Annotated in this window: 12 protein-coding genes; 5 read left to right on the top strand and 7 right to left on the bottom strand. The window is 69.6% G+C overall.

All coding sequences use genetic code 11. From position 1 onward, the window contains the following. Positions 1–157: 157 nt before the first annotated feature. From HW130_RS21635 to eccB, 7 genes are all read right to left on the bottom strand, one after another. Complete coding sequence (locus HW130_RS21635) at positions 158–460, bottom strand: WXG100 family type VII secretion target (RefSeq protein ID WP_177151321.1); 303 nt, start codon at positions 458–460, stop codon at positions 158–160. Between the two features lie 69 nt (positions 461–529). Then, positions 530–883, bottom strand: coding sequence for a WXG100 family type VII secretion target (locus HW130_RS21640; RefSeq protein ID WP_177151322.1), 354 nt, complete (start codon positions 881–883; stop codon positions 530–532). A gap of 118 nt (positions 884–1001) precedes the next feature. Continuing rightward, a complete protein-coding gene (locus tag HW130_RS21645; protein WP_256356239.1) occupies positions 1002–2246 on the bottom strand; it encodes a S8 family serine peptidase in 1245 nt (414 codons plus the stop codon). A gap of 38 nt (positions 2247–2284) precedes the next feature. Then, on the bottom strand, positions 2285–4045 hold the full coding sequence (locus HW130_RS21650; RefSeq protein WP_177151324.1) for a hypothetical protein: 1761 nt from the start codon (positions 4043–4045) through the stop codon (positions 2285–2287). Positions 4046–4048: 3 nt separating this feature from the next. Next, positions 4049–4543 (bottom strand): hypothetical protein, encoded by a 495-nt coding sequence (locus HW130_RS21655; protein WP_177151325.1) that lies wholly within the window; start codon positions 4541–4543, stop codon positions 4049–4051. 197 nt (positions 4544–4740) lie between these two features. Continuing rightward, on the bottom strand, positions 4741–5982 hold the full coding sequence (mycP, locus tag HW130_RS21660; protein ID WP_177151326.1) for a type VII secretion-associated serine protease mycosin: 1242 nt from the start codon (positions 5980–5982) through the stop codon (positions 4741–4743). A 14-nt stretch (positions 5983–5996) separates the two neighbouring features. After that, entirely contained in the window at positions 5997–7523 is a 1527-nt protein-coding gene (gene eccB, locus HW130_RS21665; RefSeq protein WP_177151327.1) for a type VII secretion protein EccB, read from the bottom strand. Positions 7524–7702: 179 nt separating this feature from the next. On the opposite strand from eccB, the gene eccE reads away from it, so the two are divergent. The 5 genes from eccE to HW130_RS21690 all read left to right on the top strand — a co-directional run bounded on the left by eccE (position 7703) and on the right by HW130_RS21690 (position 15737). Next, complete coding sequence (eccE, locus tag HW130_RS21670) at positions 7703–9037, top strand: type VII secretion protein EccE (protein ID WP_177151328.1); 1335 nt, start codon at positions 7703–7705, stop codon at positions 9035–9037. After that, a complete protein-coding gene (locus HW130_RS21675; RefSeq protein ID WP_177151329.1) occupies positions 9037–9753 on the top strand; it encodes a hypothetical protein in 717 nt (238 codons plus the stop codon). The genes eccE and HW130_RS21675 overlap by 1 nt, the downstream gene beginning before the upstream one ends. A gap of 238 nt (positions 9754–9991) precedes the next feature. Then, a complete protein-coding gene (locus HW130_RS21680) occupies positions 9992–10225 on the top strand; it encodes a DUF397 domain-containing protein (RefSeq protein WP_177151330.1) in 234 nt (77 codons plus the stop codon). Between the two features lie 435 nt (positions 10226–10660). Next, entirely contained in the window at positions 10661–13642 is a 2982-nt protein-coding gene (locus HW130_RS21685) for an SCO5717 family growth-regulating ATPase (protein WP_177151331.1), read from the top strand. 199 nt (positions 13643–13841) lie between these two features. Further along, positions 13842–15737, top strand: a complete 1896-nt coding sequence (locus HW130_RS21690) for an ABC transporter substrate-binding protein (protein ID WP_177151332.1) — start codon at positions 13842–13844, stop codon at positions 15735–15737. Positions 15738–15739: the final 2 nt, after the last annotated feature.

Below are 15739 nucleotides of genomic sequence, written 5' to 3' on the forward strand. Positions count from 1 at the left end.
GCACGGCAGTGGGCCACCCCGTCACGTGATACCAGGCGACCACTCACGGGTCGTCGGGACTTGGCCCGCTGGCCTGCGCGAATGCGCCAAGACCGAATGAACAAGAGGTGGGCACCCCTCGCGCGTGCCCACCCCTCGTGTCAACGACGTTCAGCGCCTAGGCGAAGTAGCTGGCGGCCTTCTTGTCGCCGCCCATGTAGTCGCCGCCTGCCTGCGCAACGACCTTGCCGATCTGCATGAGAGCCTGGTGGATGTCCGCGGCTTCCTTGTCCCACTTCTGCTGTTCCTGGACGTAGGCGGTGTGCGCCTCGCCCTCCCAGCCTGCGGCGACGCTGGCCATGGCCGTCTTGATTTCCCGCAGGTCCTCTTCGAGCTTCTTGGCCTGGTTGCCGAGCGTGGTCGCCGCCATGTCGAGGCCGTCGTACTTGACGACGAGCTCGTCTCCCGAGTTCATGCCCATGATTCCCTCATCTCACGTGTTGTTGTCATTCGGCATTGCAGGTGCCGAGATCGAGTGCGCCCAGTGGTCCTAGAGGCCGCTGAGCCCCGACTTGGGAGCGGCACTGGTGCCGACACCGAGGTCGACGTTGATGGCCTGCACAGCAGCCCGGACGTCGTCTTCCGTGCCGTCCTTGATCTTCCGCGAGGTGCTCATCGCCTCGAGGAACTTCGCAAGGATGTTGCCGAGACGCACCATTGAGGTGTTGATCTCCTGCTGCTTCGTGTTGAAGGCCCCGGCGCCGATACCCTTCCACTGGCCCTCAAGGCTGTCGATCGTGCCCTGAATCTGCTGGAGCTGCCCCTTGATCGAGTTGAACTTCTCGAAAAGGTGCTTCTCGAGCTGGATGACTTGCTGGTCTGAAAGCCGCTGGCCCTGTGACACGGTTGCGTTTCCCTTCTGAACTACTGTTATGACCGGCTGGGTTGCGCTTCACCAGGTTGTGAGGTGAAGCCTGACTTGAGGTGAAGGTCTGAACGGGCCCCGAGGCCCGGCCGTTTGGTCAGGCGCTGCGACGCTTCCGTACGACGGCGAAGGCCCCGCCCCCGATCACCACCGCGGCGGCGATAGCGCCAATTACCCATCCGGGCAGGCTGCTGTCGTCCGAGGACTCCGTACTGGAGCCTGCCACGGGGGCAGGGAAGTCGGGCTTGTCCTGGGGGGCTTGTGACGAAGCTGGTGCAGAAGCCTCGGGTGTGGCGGACGAGCCGGAAGCACCGCCGACCTTCTCGTTCGTGAGAGGGCTGATGCTCGGGTCGCCCGGCTTGCCGATGCCGCTGTTGATGTGGGCGGCGGGCCGGACGAGGCCGTGGCCGAGGTAGTTGCTGACCGTGCCCTTCTTCCAGTCCTCGCCGCGGCCGGCTGACTCGAACATGACGCGCAGGACCTGGTTCGCGGTCCAGTCGGGGTGCGCGGACCAGATGAGAGCGGCGGAGGCGGAGGCGAGGGCGGTGGCAGCGCTGGTGCCGCCGTCTCCGTCGCAGTAACGGGTGAAGCTGTCGTCGCACCAGCGTGGGATGTCGTTGCCAGGAGCCGCAAGGTCGACGAAGTCGCCGTGCTGGGAGTAGTCAGCTACTTGACCGTCAGCACCAGTTGCGGCGACAGCAACCGCCTCCGGATACATGGCTGGGTAGCTCTCCGGGTTACCCTTCTTCGCATCGTTTCCGGCTGCCGTGAAGAACAGCTTGCCCTTCTCCTGAGCGTATTTGACGGCCTCCCGAACCGCAGAGCTGTAGTACTCGTTACCGAACGACGCATTGATGATCTTGGCATCGCTGTCAGCCGCTGCCTTGATCGCTTCTTCCATGTCGAAGGCATTGACCTTCTGTTCGTTCTGGAGTTCGGTGTCACTGGTCCGGAACGGAATGATCTTTGCTCCAGGTGCCAGCCCTTTGAGCCCACCACCTTGCCCCGTACCGGCGATAAGCTCGGCCATCGTCGTTCCGTGGCCCCGATAGTCGTCGGTTTCGTCGCCTTCGATCTCGGCGAGGTCCTTCCCCTTCAGCACCTGCCCCTTTAGGGATGACGTTGAAGGATTGACGCCCGAATCGATGACGGCAACCGTGATGCCTTCGCCCGTCGAGGTTTTCCAGATCTCCTCGGCTTGCATAGCGTCCAGATACCACTGCTTCGACTGAACGTCGACGGCCACCGCAGCCGACGCAGGCCCCGAGTAACCTGCTGTCAGCGCCACGACCACCGTCACAGTGGTGATCAGTCGTCGACGAAAACCCCGGTCTTCAACCATTCCTACCGTCATCCTGACTTCTGAACCTTCCCCAGCGCTTACTCGATCACCGGCGGCACGGGTCCACGCCGACGGTTGGCCCACGTCTCTTCGTCTTCCGTCAGGTGATCCGGGCGAGCCGTGCCCTCGCGGTCCTGATGGTCGTCTGCGCGCTGGCGCTGGTTTCCACGACCGGCCCCAGAAACCCTGCCTCCGGCGCCGTTCGCCCCGGTGCCGGGGCGCGCCCCAGTCCGCGGCGTCCCGACAACTCCGTTAGCGCTGGGAGTGCCCCGACCGACCGGCCGATTCGTCTTGTCACCGGTTCCGGCACCGACGACACCCGTCTGGCTGGGCCGCGCCGCGGAGGAACGGCCAGCGGCCGGATTCTCCCCACCGACGACAGTGCCCCGAGGCAGGCGCGACCCAGTCGTACCACCCGTGGCCCGCTGCGGCTTGCCCCCGACGATTCCATCGCCACGGCCGCCGCGGGTACCTGCAGGACCGGTGTTGCGCCCGCTGATGGGCTGTCCCGTGCCGGTGGGCCGACCGACAACGGGCGGCTGGCCCTTGGTACCGCCGATGCCTTGCCGCATCGTGCTGGGAGGAGTCCCCACAACAGGAGGTCGGCCCGTCGGGTTGGCGCGCCCGGTGGCCTGGGCAGGAGCACGCCCCGGAGGGACTGCGTTCTTTCCTGCAGGTCCGGCAGTCCGCCCAGTCGTGGGATCGCCGGCCTTGCCGAAGCGCTCCAGCGGCTGCCTCGTGCCCGAGGGACCAGTCCTTCGGGGTTCGCCGGCCGGACCGAACCTGGGCGAGGTCCTGGACAGCGGGGGGGCGAAGTTCTCCGTCATGGGAGGCACGGGCGCCTGGGTGGTGGGGGGTGTTCCGGTCGTGGGGGAAGGCGGCGTCGCAGTGGGCGGCAGCGTCTTCACTGTGTCGATCTCCATGGAGGTCGAGTCCGGAACCGGCTGCGCCGTGCCCAGCGTCCCGGTCCGGGAGACTGTCTCGCTATCGCCACGCTCACCTGCACCGGTACGTTCCGTTACTGACTGCGACAACTTGCCACGGGGCTCCGTGGAACCGGAATCCGCCCCTGGGTCCTTCCACCCCGACGGCTTGGGCACCGCCGCCTTGTACGCCGTCGGCGGCTCCGGCATCTTCTGGCTTGCCAGCGTCGACTGCGACACCACGTAGTACGACCCCAGACGGTTCATCTGGTTGATGGCCTCCTGCCGGTCCTTCTCGACCTGCAGCGCCTTCTGGTACTCGGGGTTGTCCTGCCGCTTTTCCTCCGCCTTGAATTGCTCCGGCCGCTTCTGATCGGCAAGTGCACGGTTGTCGCGCGGCGGCATCGCGTTGCGCACCGATGCGAGCCCTGTACTGGCCACCTTCATCTGGGCGCCGACGGCATTGGCGACTTTGGCGACACCCCATGCGTATCCGACGACACTGGAGCCGTACGCCTGGAAGGCCGTAGCTCCCTCGCCCTCCCACTCGGTGTTCTTGACGAACTCGTTCAGGTCCTTGGCCGCGCTGTTGATGGCGACCGTCGCCTTCTCCAGCGCCTCTCCGGCATGCTCCAGATCCGCGGGGTTGGCGCTCTGCACCAGGTCGATCAGGTGGTTGAGAGCCTCGCCGTCGAAGGCAGTCTCGCCCAAGGCGACGTAGCCCATACCAGGGCCGAAGATGTCGACAAGGTCCGACGCGCGCGCCAAAAAGTCGATGCCGGCGTACTTCCCCTGGATCGAGGCGTCGTCCGCCTGCTGTTCCTGTTCCGGAGTCAGTTTCGGCTTCTCAGGCGTCGGCTGCTTCTCTTCACTCATCGGTCATCCCCCATATCCGCCACCGCTCTTGGCATCATTGCGAGGCGGCTGGGAACCGCCGGGCTTGTCGCCCTGCTCCTTCTCGCGGCGCTCCGCCTCACGCTCGAACGCGTCCCGCTCCTTGTCCAGGCGAGCCTGGATCTCGTGGAAGCGACGGCGCTCGTCCTCCTCCACGTTGTCGTAGCCGACATCGGCCGCGTGAACTCCGATCGTCAGCAGCTCGATCTGATCGCCCAGGTTCTTCGAGAGCGAAACGAGCGCCTTGTGGACGCGGTTGTACTCGTCGTGGAAGCCCTGCGCCTCGTGGAAGTTGCCACCGAACGACGCCCGCGTCACCCGCTCCACAGCGACCTTGGCCGCACCGCCGTCGCCGCCCTCCAGGTCCGCGAGCACGGCGTCGACCCGACGCCGGAACTTCTTCAACTCGCCTACCCCGCGCTTGAGGTCGGCTGCGCCCCCCGAGCCGCCCCCACCTTCTGCCGGAAGCACGATGCCCATTCCTCCCCGTTTGCTTCACCTGTCATACATTGCGATCGTGGTGACTCGCCATCCACCGATTGCATCGGATACCACTCTAACCACCGGGTACGACAGCCCCAAGTGTCTTATCCATCACGGGACTTCAACGCTTCGGCGTGGTCACGCCGTGTGCGGCTGCAATCGTCACCGCCTTGTCACGATCTTGGCACAACCCCTCAGCCCGACGCCTCCCGCGCGACCCTTCGGCTCCTGCGACGGGAGTCCCGGAGCGCCACCGCCGAGCCCGCGATCGCCGCGACCACCACTCCCCCGCCGACCAACACATACGTCGCCAGTCGGGCGTTGCGCTGCTCCGGCGTCTCGCCCATGGGGAGTTCGGCCGGGGTCGGGGCCTCCGCGTTGGTCACGCCCTCGTGGGCGACCGGCTTCTCGATGGGCTTGTCGTCCTCGGTGAGGGCGCGGACCGGGTCGACCACTCCCCAGCCGACGAGGCGGTCATGACCGGCGATCGAGCGTTCCGCGGTCTGCTGGATCTGGGCGACGATCTGCTCCTGGGTCCAGTCGCCGTGCTTGGCCTTCACCAGGGCGGCCAGACCGGCGACGTACGGCGCGGAGAAGCTCGTGCCGCTGTCGGCGCAGTGGCCTCCGCCCGGCACGGTGGAGACCATGTCGACACCCGGTGCTGCCACACCCACGAAGTCGCCGGACTGGGAGAACTGGGCCCGTTCGTTGTTGCGGTCCGACGAGGCGACGGCGAGCACGCCGTCGTACGAGGCGGGGTAGGTGCGCTTGACGTTGCCGCCAAGGCCGTCGTTGCCCGCCGAGGCGACAACAACGATCTCCTTCGCCAGGGCGGAGTCCACGGCCTGCTTGAGCGCGGGTGCCGGTTCCACGGCGTTGGCCGTGTCCTGCGAGATGTTGATGACGTCGGCCTCCTCGTCGATCGCGTGCCGGATCGCCTGGGCCAGGGTCTCGGCGGTGCCGTGGCCCTCCGCGTCGTTCTGCTGGATCGGGATGACCGTGGCGTCCGGCGCCAGCCCGACGAAGCCGGTGCCCTTGACGGGGCGGGCGGCGATGATGCCGGCCACCTTGGTGCCGTGGCCCACCGTGTCCGTGGTGCCGTTCTCCTTGCCGCGCTCGATCTTGTTGCCGTTGTCGTCCTTGATGTTCTTCGGGATGAGGTTGATGCCGCTCCCGGTGTCCACGGCCTTTGTCAGCTGCGGGTTCTTGACATCGACGCCCGTGTCGATGACGGCCACCCGCACTCCCTTGCCCGTGGACTGCTTCCACAGCTCGTCCAGCAGGACGCGCTGGAGCGACCAGGGCCGGCCTTCGTACTTCTTCCCGGGAAAGGTGCACTGGGTGCTGTCCGCCGCCGCGGTGGTCACCGGCAGGCCGATGACCGTGAGAGCGGTGGCGGCCGCGACGGTGAGCAGGCGCCGGCTGGTGTTCGTCATCTTCCTACCGGCCCTCACGAGCCCTGGGGCTGCCGCGCGGCCCCGGTCGACAGACGGGGCCCGGTGGGCAGGAAGGTCGACCATTCCGCGGGGATGGGCCGCGGGTCGACGCCCTTGTAACCGAGCCGGTTCTGGGCCTGTTGGGCTTCCGCCTGGCGCGCCTGCTTCTCCTCGGCCGAGCCGGAGGAGCCGATGCCGGAATCGTCGGTGGCGCTGTCGCCGTTGGACTGCATCGCGTAGCGCAGCCCCGTGTCGGTCACGAGGAACAGGAAGCCGCTGCCGGTCGTGGAACCCTTGAACTGGCGGAAGAGCTGGCCGGATCCGGGCGTGACGTAGGCGCTGGTGGAGCCGGTGGGGAGCGTGGCCGGGAAGTCGGTGCCGGCCCAGGTGCTCAGTGTGGTCGTCCCGTTGTCGGCGTCCACCGATCGCAGGACGTTGCAAACGGTGTTCCTGCTGCCGGCGGCCGTGCTCGCCTCGTTGACGGGCACCGGTGCCGCCTGCGGCCACTTCTTGTCCTGGGCGAATGCCTGCCCCGGCTGGAAGGCGCCGCCGCTGACCGCGGTCGCCTCGCCGGCCTGGCCGAGGTCGACGAGCTGCCGGCTGTTGAGCAGCAGCTTGGCGGTGAAGTCCGACACGGGGGCGACCCGTCCCTGCAGGACGACGTACATCTGCTTCTTCGTGCCGCTCGTGGCGGACAGGACCATGCCGACCTTGTTGACCTGCGGGTCGAGCTCACCGGGGATGTTCGCAGGGGTGTTGACCTGCCCGGGGACGGTCGGGAAGGTGATGGTGTCGCCCTTGTGCAGGGTGGCGAGCCATGCCTCGGACACCCGCTGTGCGGCGCGGTCCTGGCCCACCAGCTGGCGCAGCAGCAGTTCGTCCTTGTCCACGCGGTACGCCGTGCCCGTCGCGTCGACCACGTAGCGGGTCTTGTCGGGGCCTTCGACGTAGAGCAGTTCGCCGCCGGTCAGACGGTTCGCGCCTTCCGTCTTCTTCGCCTCGCGCTCGGCGAGGACGAACGCCGCCTTCTGGATCGCCCGGCCGCCCTCGCCCGGCCGTTCGCACACGGCCCAGCGCTTGGCCGCACCGGCTTCCTTGCTGTCGGGCAGACGGTCGGGGGCGTATGGGATGCCGAGCGTGGCACCGTGCGGGATCTTGCCGCTGTCGAGGACCGACTCGTCGACGTTGATGACCTTGCCCTTGTCCGGGTTGAGGAGGAGCTTGGCCGACGACATGTTAAGAACCGGGTGCAACTGGACTTTCTTGCCGGTCTTGAGCACGACATAACGAGTCGTCGACTTGCTGGCGATGATCACGTTCTCGCCCGGCTTGTTCCAGTCCTTGGGGGCGACCGGCTTGAACATCCCCCAGGCACCGAAGATCGCGAGGATCACCACACCGACGATGGTCCCGGGCAGTACCGCACGCAGCGGGCGCGGCGCACCTTCCTCGGATCCGGTCGCATTCGGCTGCACGAACTGCGCGATCAGCCTCCGCTTCGCGAAGGTGTAGGCGTTCAGTTCGTCCCGTCGTGATGCCATCTGTTCGCTGTCCCTCTCCCCGCTGGGCGACCAGGTTCCCACACTCATCGTGACGGCCTGCCGTCGTGCCGCCCCTACTATGCCTGCTGGCGCTCGCGTCTCACTGCTCAGGTAGGGTGATCGCCCGGTCAACGCCCATAAGAATTTGGTTATTACGGACACGAGGGGGCAACGCGGCGATGGGTACGGCGACGCGTGCGCGGAACGGGCGGACCACCGGTCAGGCGCCTGACACTTCCCGACGGCAACGCAGCAACGCGCCCCGGGCGCAGGTTGCCCGGGGTGTCCCGGCAACAACTACTCTGCGCCCTCTGTCCCGTACGAGCCGGGTCGGCCCGCTGCAGCTGAGGCAGCTGGTCCTCGTGGAGTCGGCGCTGGCCCTCGTCGCCGTGGGCCTGGCCCTCGGCGGCCTCTGGCTCGTTCCCACATGCGTCGTCGCGGGTGCGCTCGTACTGCTCGCCGTGATCCGCCGCCGCGGGCACGCCCTCCAGGACTGGCTGTCGACGGCTCAGGCGTTGCGTGCGCGCAGGCGCAACACCGCACCGGCCGCGCCCGACACCGACGCATCCCTCGCCCCGGTCGCCGAGAGCGTCCCGGGTCTGCGGCCCTCGCCGTACGTCGACCGGAACCGCCGCACCATCGGCATGCTGGGCGACGGGAGCTTCCTGACCGCCGTGGTGCGCGTCGAGGCCAGCGGGTCGGCACTGCGGCCCGCGTTCGGTGCCCGTGCTCTGCCGCTGTCCCTGCTGGGCGACGCCCTGGCGGTCGACGACATCCAGGCCGAGTCGGTGCAGTTGGTGCAGCAGGTCCGCGCCGCACCCGCACCGCACCTTCCGCAGCAGTCGGTCGCCCGGCTCTCGTACGCGCCTCTGCAGGAGAAGACGGGCGCGCCCGCCCTGCGGATGACCTGGGTGGCGGTGAAGCTGGACCCCGAGCTGTGCCCGGAGGCCGTGGCGGCCCGCGGCGGCGGGTTCGAGGGGGCCCAGCGCTGCCTGGTCCGGGTGGCGGACCATGTCGCCAGCCGGATCACCGGCGCCGGTTTCCAGGCCGTCGTGCTGGACCAGGAGGAACTCAACTCCACCATGGCGACGGCCGCGTGTGCGAGCCCGCGGGCGGCGGCGCGTGCGGGCCGGCCCGACACCGCTCCGCAGCGGCGCACGACGGAGACCTCCCGCGTGTGGCGGTGCGACGACCGCTGGCACACGACCTACGCGGTCGGCCGCTGGCCCGAGCTCGGCCGGGGTGCGACCCCGCTGCCCAAGCTGGTCTCGCTGCTCACCGCCGTCCCCGCGTACGCCACCACCTTCAGCCTCACCGTCCGGCGCGGTTCGCGTCAGGGCACGATGGACATCGGTGGTCATGTGCGGATCACCGGCGGTTCCGACACGGAACTGGTCGGTGTGCGCAGGGCGTTGGAGCAGGCGGCCCGGACCGCGAAGGTCGGCCTGCTGCGGCTCGACCGCGAACAACTGCCGGGTGTACTGGCGACCATGCCTCTGGGAGGTGCTCGGTGATGGGGCGCACGGGAATGTCCAAGGGTCTGCGGGGCCTGATCGGCCCGCGTCACGCAGGGCACACCATGGCCGCCGACCACCTCGGCGCCCTCTCGCTCCCCGTCGGTGACGACGGGGTGGTCATCGGGGACGACGCCGAGGGACGTCCGCAGATGGTGGGCTTCCACCGCTCGACCCCCTACGAGGTGCTGCTGATCGGCGGCCTGTGGACCGCGCAGGTGCTGGCACTTCGCGCGGCGGGTACGGGCGCGAGGGTTGCGGTGGAGACCGGTCGCGCACGGGAGTGGAGCGTACTGGCCCAGGCGGCCGGCGCGGGCCTGGAGTGCATCACGCTGCACGACGTGGGGCGCGTGCCTCCGATGGGTGCGACCGTCGGCAGCCCCGTCGTGGTGGTGCGCGACTGCGGCATGCGGCCGCCGCGCGGGCGCGTCGTGTCGTCGCCGTGGCAGTCCGTACTGACCCTTCTGCCGTATCTGAGTCCGGTGGCGCCGCGGTTGCTGCGGACCGCGACGCTGGTCGGCGTCCAGAGGGTTTCGCCGCAGGAAGCACAGCAGATCGGGCGCATCCTGGGCCTGGCCCAGGGTGAGGTCGAGGCTCTGCCGACGCTGGCGGACGGCGTCACGCTCTGGTGCGCCGGACGTGAGCGGCACTGGGTCATGACCAGCGCGACCGACGCGGAGTCCGGCCTGCTCGGTGTGGCCCGCCGGATGGACTGAGCCCGTCGCGCCGGTCCGCGGAGGTGAGAGCTCCGGCGGACGCACGACATGCGAACCGCCCTGGGACGGCGTCCACGTCACCTCACGGTGGACGGTCCCGGAACTCGCCCACCAGGTCCGGCCTGCTGGCCTAGGATGTTCCACGGTGACGGAGAGCGACGCCGAACTACGCGGCGCCACGAGGCACTTGGGCCGTTCACCCGGCTGCCGGATGTCGGCTGTAGCGAAAGGAACCCTGATGGGGAGCGCGCAGGAGAAGGACGAGCTGTACGCCCTGGACATCTCCGGCGTCGAATGGCAGGGCCCTCCGGGCACCAGTCCGGACGAGGAGCGGGTCGAGATCGCACACCTCCCGGGCGGTGCCGTCGCCATGCGTTCCTCGCTGGATCCGGACACGGTCCTTCGGTACACCGAGGCGGAGTGGCGCGCGTTCGTGCTCGGCGCACGGGACGGCGAGTTCGATCTTCGCTGAGGCCTTCCTTCTTCGGCGGGGTCTCGGCCTCTTCCCATCGAGCCGGTGGCTCGCGACGCCCGGACAGGGTCGTGAGACCGCCGGTTCGTCATGACGCAGGCCACCGACGCCGAGACCGGATTGTCGGGCAGCGCCCGGCGGATGGACTGAGTGGCTCCGGACCTCGGTGCAGTTGCGGCGGTTTGCCCCACGACGTTCTTCACACTCCGGCGTACCGGCGTCACATGCGGGCAGTGCGTGACGCACAGGACAGCGGCCGGGGGCGGGCGGGCCTGACGCAGTGGTGTTGTTGGCGATTAGGGTGGGTCAGGGCGCGGCAGAAGAACCCTCGGGCATGTTCACCGCGTCCTCAGGGGGAGAGCCGGGCCGATCGGAAGTCAACGGTGGCCCCCACCCACGACGGCACAAGGGTGCTCGACCACACCAGGAGGCAAAGTGAACGGCGATCGGGACGACATCCACGGGGGCTGGAACCTTCCCGTCGACGAGTCCGACGCGGAGCCCGCCGAGCTGACGGGTGAGTTCACCATCGACTACACCCCGCCTGCCTGGTACACGCAGAACGCGTCGGGCGACACCTCGGGCGGCAGCACCGGTCAGCACACCCCGCCTCCGCCTCAGGGTGCTCCGGTCGCCGTGCCGGGGCTGCCCGCGGGCAGCGGTTTCGAGCCGAACTGGGCGCCGGCGCCGCATGCCCCGCCGGCGGCCCAGGAGCCCGGCCCCGCCATACCGCCGCCTGCCCCTGCTCCGGCCCCTCCGGCCCCTGCTCCGGCTCCGGCCCCTGCTCCGGCTCCGGCCCCTCCGGCTCCGGCTCCGGCTCCGGCCGAGCAGACGCCGCCGGCCGCTGCGGTCGCGCCCGCGGCGGACGACGCCTCGTCGCAGCCCTTCGGGGGCGGCGATCTGGAGAGCGGCGCCACCATGCGTTTCTCCCCCGCCGCGCTCAAGCGCGAGATGGCCGAACTCGCCGCCGCCAAGGACTCCGAGGACTCCCAGGGCTCCGCCGTCACGGAGGAGCCCGAGGCCACCGACAGCACCGAAGGCACTGAAGGTGCCGCCGAACCCGCGGGCGGCGCCGAAGCGGTTGAGCCCGCCGAGGCGCCCCTGGCCGTCGCGGACACGGACGACGACCCCGCCGAGCCGGCGGGTGCCTCGGACGGCGCCCCGGTCGACGCCTCGGCCCGCGAGGCTGCCGAGGACGCACCGGCGGACGACGCGGACCGCGAGGCCGATGCCGACGACGTCCAGGACTCCGTGCCCCAGGGCGCTCCGCCCGCCGCCGAGGTCCAGCCGTGGGCGCCCGCCCCGGCCGCCGCCGCGCCGCAGGGCGAACTGCCGCCGCTGCCGCCCGCGTACCAGCCCGCCGCACCGGCGCCCGCCCAGCAGTGGCCCGCGCCCACCGCCGACCAGTCGGCACCCTGGCCCACGCCCGCGCCCGGCCAGCCCGGCGGTTACGGATTCCCGCAGCCCGGGCAGCAGCCGCAGCCGCAGCCCGCTCCCAACGCTCCGGCGCCGCAGGGCGGTTACGGCTTTCCGCAGCAGGCACAGCCGGCGCAGCCCCTCCCGGCACCGGCTCCCGCCCCTGCCCCGCACGGCGGTTACGGCTTCCCGCAGGCAGCGCAGCCGGAACAGCCCGTCCAGCCGGCGCAGCCCGCCCCTGCCCCCGCCCCTGCCCCTGCCCCTGCCCCTGCCCCGCACAGCGGATACGGCTTCCCGCAGCAGGCACAGCAGCCCCAGCAACCGGGTGGTTACGGCTTCCCCCAGCCCGGGCAGCAGCCGCCGCCGCAGGCTCAGCCCGCTCCCCACACCCCTGCCCCGCAGGGCGCATACGGCTTCCCCCAGGCGGCGCAGCCCGGGCAGCCCGCCCCGAACGCCCCCCTGCCCGTTCCGGCCCAGGGACAGCAGCCCCAGCCCGGCCAGTCGCTCCCGCCGGCGGCCCACCCGGGACAGCTGCCTCCCCAGGCGCCCGCCCCACAGGCCCCCGGCGCGTCCGTCGACCCGCGTACCGGTGGCGCGTGGCCCACGCCCGTCACGCACGATCAGCGCGAGCGCTCCGTACCCGGTGCTCCCCTCGGGTACACGGCCGCCGTCGAGCTCTCCTCCGACCGGCTGCTGCGCAACAACAAGCAGAAGCCCAAGTCGAGCCGTAATCCCTCCAGCGCCGCCCGTTTCAAGATCGGCGGCAAGAAGGAGGAGGCGGAGCGGCAGCGCAAGCTGGACCTGATCCGGACCCCGGTGCTCTCCTGCTACCGGATAGCGGTCATCAGTCTCAAGGGCGGCGTCGGCAAGACCACCACGACGACCGCGCTCGGTGCGACCCTCGCCACCGAGCGCCAGGACAAGATCCTCGCGATCGACGCCAACCCCGACGCCGGTACGCTCGGGCGCCGGGTGCGCCGTGAGACCGGGGCCACCATCCGTGACCTCGTCCAGGCGATCCCGTACCTCAACTCGTACATGGACATCCGCCGGTTCACCTCGCAGGCGCCCTCCGGGCTGGAGATCATCGCCAACGACGTGGACCCGGCCGTCTCCACGACGTTCAACGACGAGGACTACCGGCGCGCGATCGACGTGCTCGGCAAGCAGTACCCGATCATCCTCACGGACTCCGGCACGGGTCTGCTCTACAGCGCGATGCGCGGAGTGCTGGACCTCGCCGACCAGTTGATCATCATCTCGACGCCGTCCGTCGACGGCGCGAGCAGTGCGTCGACGACGCTGGACTGGCTGTCCGCGCACGGGTACGCGGAGCTGGTGCAGCGTTCGGTGACCGTCATCTCCGGGGTGCGCGAGACCGGAAAGATGATCAAGGTCGATGACATCGTGCAGCACTTCCAGACGCGCTGCCGCGGTGTCGTCGTGGTGCCCTTCGACGAGCACCTGGCCGCCGGCGCCGAGGTCGACCTCGACATGATGCGCCCGAAGACGCGTGAGGCGTACTTCAACCTCTCGGCGCTCATCGCCGAGGACTTCGTGCGGGCCCAGCAGCAGCAGGGGCTGTGGACGGCCGACGGCGCCAGCCAGCCGCCTCAGGCCGCTCCGCCGATGCCCGGCCACCAGGGCCAGGGGCAGCCGCAGTGGCAGGGCCAACCCGTCCCGGGGCAGCCGATGCCCGGGCAGTCCTATCCGCCGCAGCCGCACCACCCCCAGCAGCCCCACCCCCAGCAACCGCAGCCCCCCTACGGCGGCCCGCAGCAGGGGTACCCGCCGCAGGGCTGGCAGCAGTCGCCGCCGTCGCAGGCGCAGTCCCCCGCGACGCCGGCCGGGCCGCCGCCCGGCGCGGCCGGACACTCCGGCGCACCCGGCGTTCCGGGGCAGCCGGGCGTTCCCGGTCAGCCCGATCCGCAGGCGCCCGTACCGCCGGCCGGATGGCCCCCGCAGCAGCCGCCCCAGGCACCGTCAGCCCCTCAGCAGTAACGCGACAGAGGTCTGAACCAATGAGGGCCCGCACCGACTCGCCGGTGCGGGCCCTCAGCGTATTCCCGCAGCCCACACGCGGTTTGAGCCACCATTGACGCGGCATGACCACCCTGATAAACCTTCGCTTCACCAGCTGGCGAACCCATGATCACCAACCCGCCTTCTCCGAGCGAGACATGACGCGAGGTCACCGTCCATGGTCACAAAGGCTCCATTCCGCACCGTCCGGCAACGCCCCCGCAACCGACTGGTTCTCGCCGCATCGGCCGCCGCATCCGCGCTGGTGCTGTCCGGCGCGATCGTCCCGCACGCCCAGGCGCAGCCCGAGGGCCGCGCTCTGGGCCCGGCCCTGTCGAAGGCGGCCGGCGAGGACGACGGCAAGGACGGCAAGCAGGTCCTCACCGTCGCCGTCTCGCAGAGCGTGGACTCGCTGAGTCCATTCCTCGCCGCCCGGCTGGTGAGCACCTCGATCCACCGGCTGGCGTACGAGTACCTGACGAATTACGACCCCAAGGACGGCCGGACCGTCCCCGGTCTCGCCACGGCGTGGAAGCCGTCCGCGGACAAGCTCACGTGGACGTACACCATCCGTGACGACTCGAAGTGGTCGGACGGCAGGCAGGCCACCGCGGAGGACGCGGCCTGGACCTTCAACAAGATGATGACGGACGAGAACGCCGCCACCGCCAACGGCAGCTTCACGGCCAACTTCAAGAAGGTCACCGCGCCCGACCCGAAGACGCTCGTCATCGAGCTGAGGAAGCCGCAGGCCACCATGACGGCCCTCGACGTGCCGATCGTGCCGAAGCACGTCTGGGAGAAGGTCGGCGACTTCTCGAAGTTCAACAACGACAAGCAGTTCCCGATCGTCGGCAACGGCCCGTTCGTCATCACGGACTTCAAGGTCGACCAGTACGTGAGGCTCCGGCCGAACAAGGACTTCTGGCGAGGTGCTCCGAAGTTCGACGAGCTGGTCTTCAAGTACTACAAGGACGGTGACGCCGCCGTCGCCGCACTGCAGAAGGGCGAGGTGTCCTTCGTCCAGGGCCTGACCCCGGCGCAGGCCGCCGCGCTGAAGAACGCGGAGAACATCAAGGTCAACGACGCCCCGGGCCGCCGCTTCTTCGCGCTGGCGACCAACCCGGGCGCGCAGTCCAAGGACGGCGGGAAGTTCGGCAGCGGCCACAAGGCGCTCCTCGACCCGGCCGTGCGCAAGGCGCTGTTCCACGCGACGGACCGCAAAACGATCGTCGACAAGGTCTTCCAGGGCCACGCCGTCGAGGGCGAGGGCTACATCCCGCCGCGCTTCACCTCGTACTTCTGGAAGCCCGAGGCCGGCCAGAAGATCGGCTACGACCCGGCGCGCGCGGCGAAGCTGCTGGACGACGCCGGTTACCGGAAGAACGCCGCCGGCAAGCGCACCGGCAAGGACGGCAAGCCGCTCGGCTTCCGCATCCTGTGCCACGCCACCGACCCGAACGACAAGGCGATCGGCAAGTACCTCCAGGAATGGTGGGGCGAGCTGGGCATCGGGCTGAAGGTCGAGTGCCTGGACAACGTCTCCGACCCCTGGCTCAAGGGCGACTACGACCTGGCCTTCGACGGCTGGTCCGTCAACCCCGACCCGGACTTCGTCCTGTCGATCCACACCTGCGCCGCGCTGCCCGCCACGCCCAAGGACACCGGCGCGACCGACAACTTCATCTGCGACAAACAGTTCGACGAGCTGTACGCCCGGCAGGCCGCCGAGTACGACCCCGCCAAGCGCGCCGATCTGGTCCGTCGGATGCAGTCGCGGCTGTACGACACGGGATACATGAATGTCCTCGCGTATCCGAACGCGGTCGAGGCGTACCGTACCGACCAGATCAAGTCCATCAAGACGATGCCCGAGGCCGCAGGCAACATCTACGGCCAGGACGGCTACTGGAGTTGGTGGTCGGCCGAGCCGGCGGCCGGTGACGGCGGCGGGTCCGAGGGCGGCTCCTCGACAGGTGTCGCGATCGGCGTCGGCGCGGTCGTCGTGCTGGTTGCCGCCGTCGGGCTCGTCGTCGCGATGCGGCGCCGTTCCACCGCGGAAGACCGTGAATAGTC

Source organism: Streptomyces sp. PKU-EA00015 (assembly GCF_013387495.1).
GTDB lineage: Bacteria > Actinomycetota > Actinomycetes > Streptomycetales > Streptomycetaceae > Streptomyces.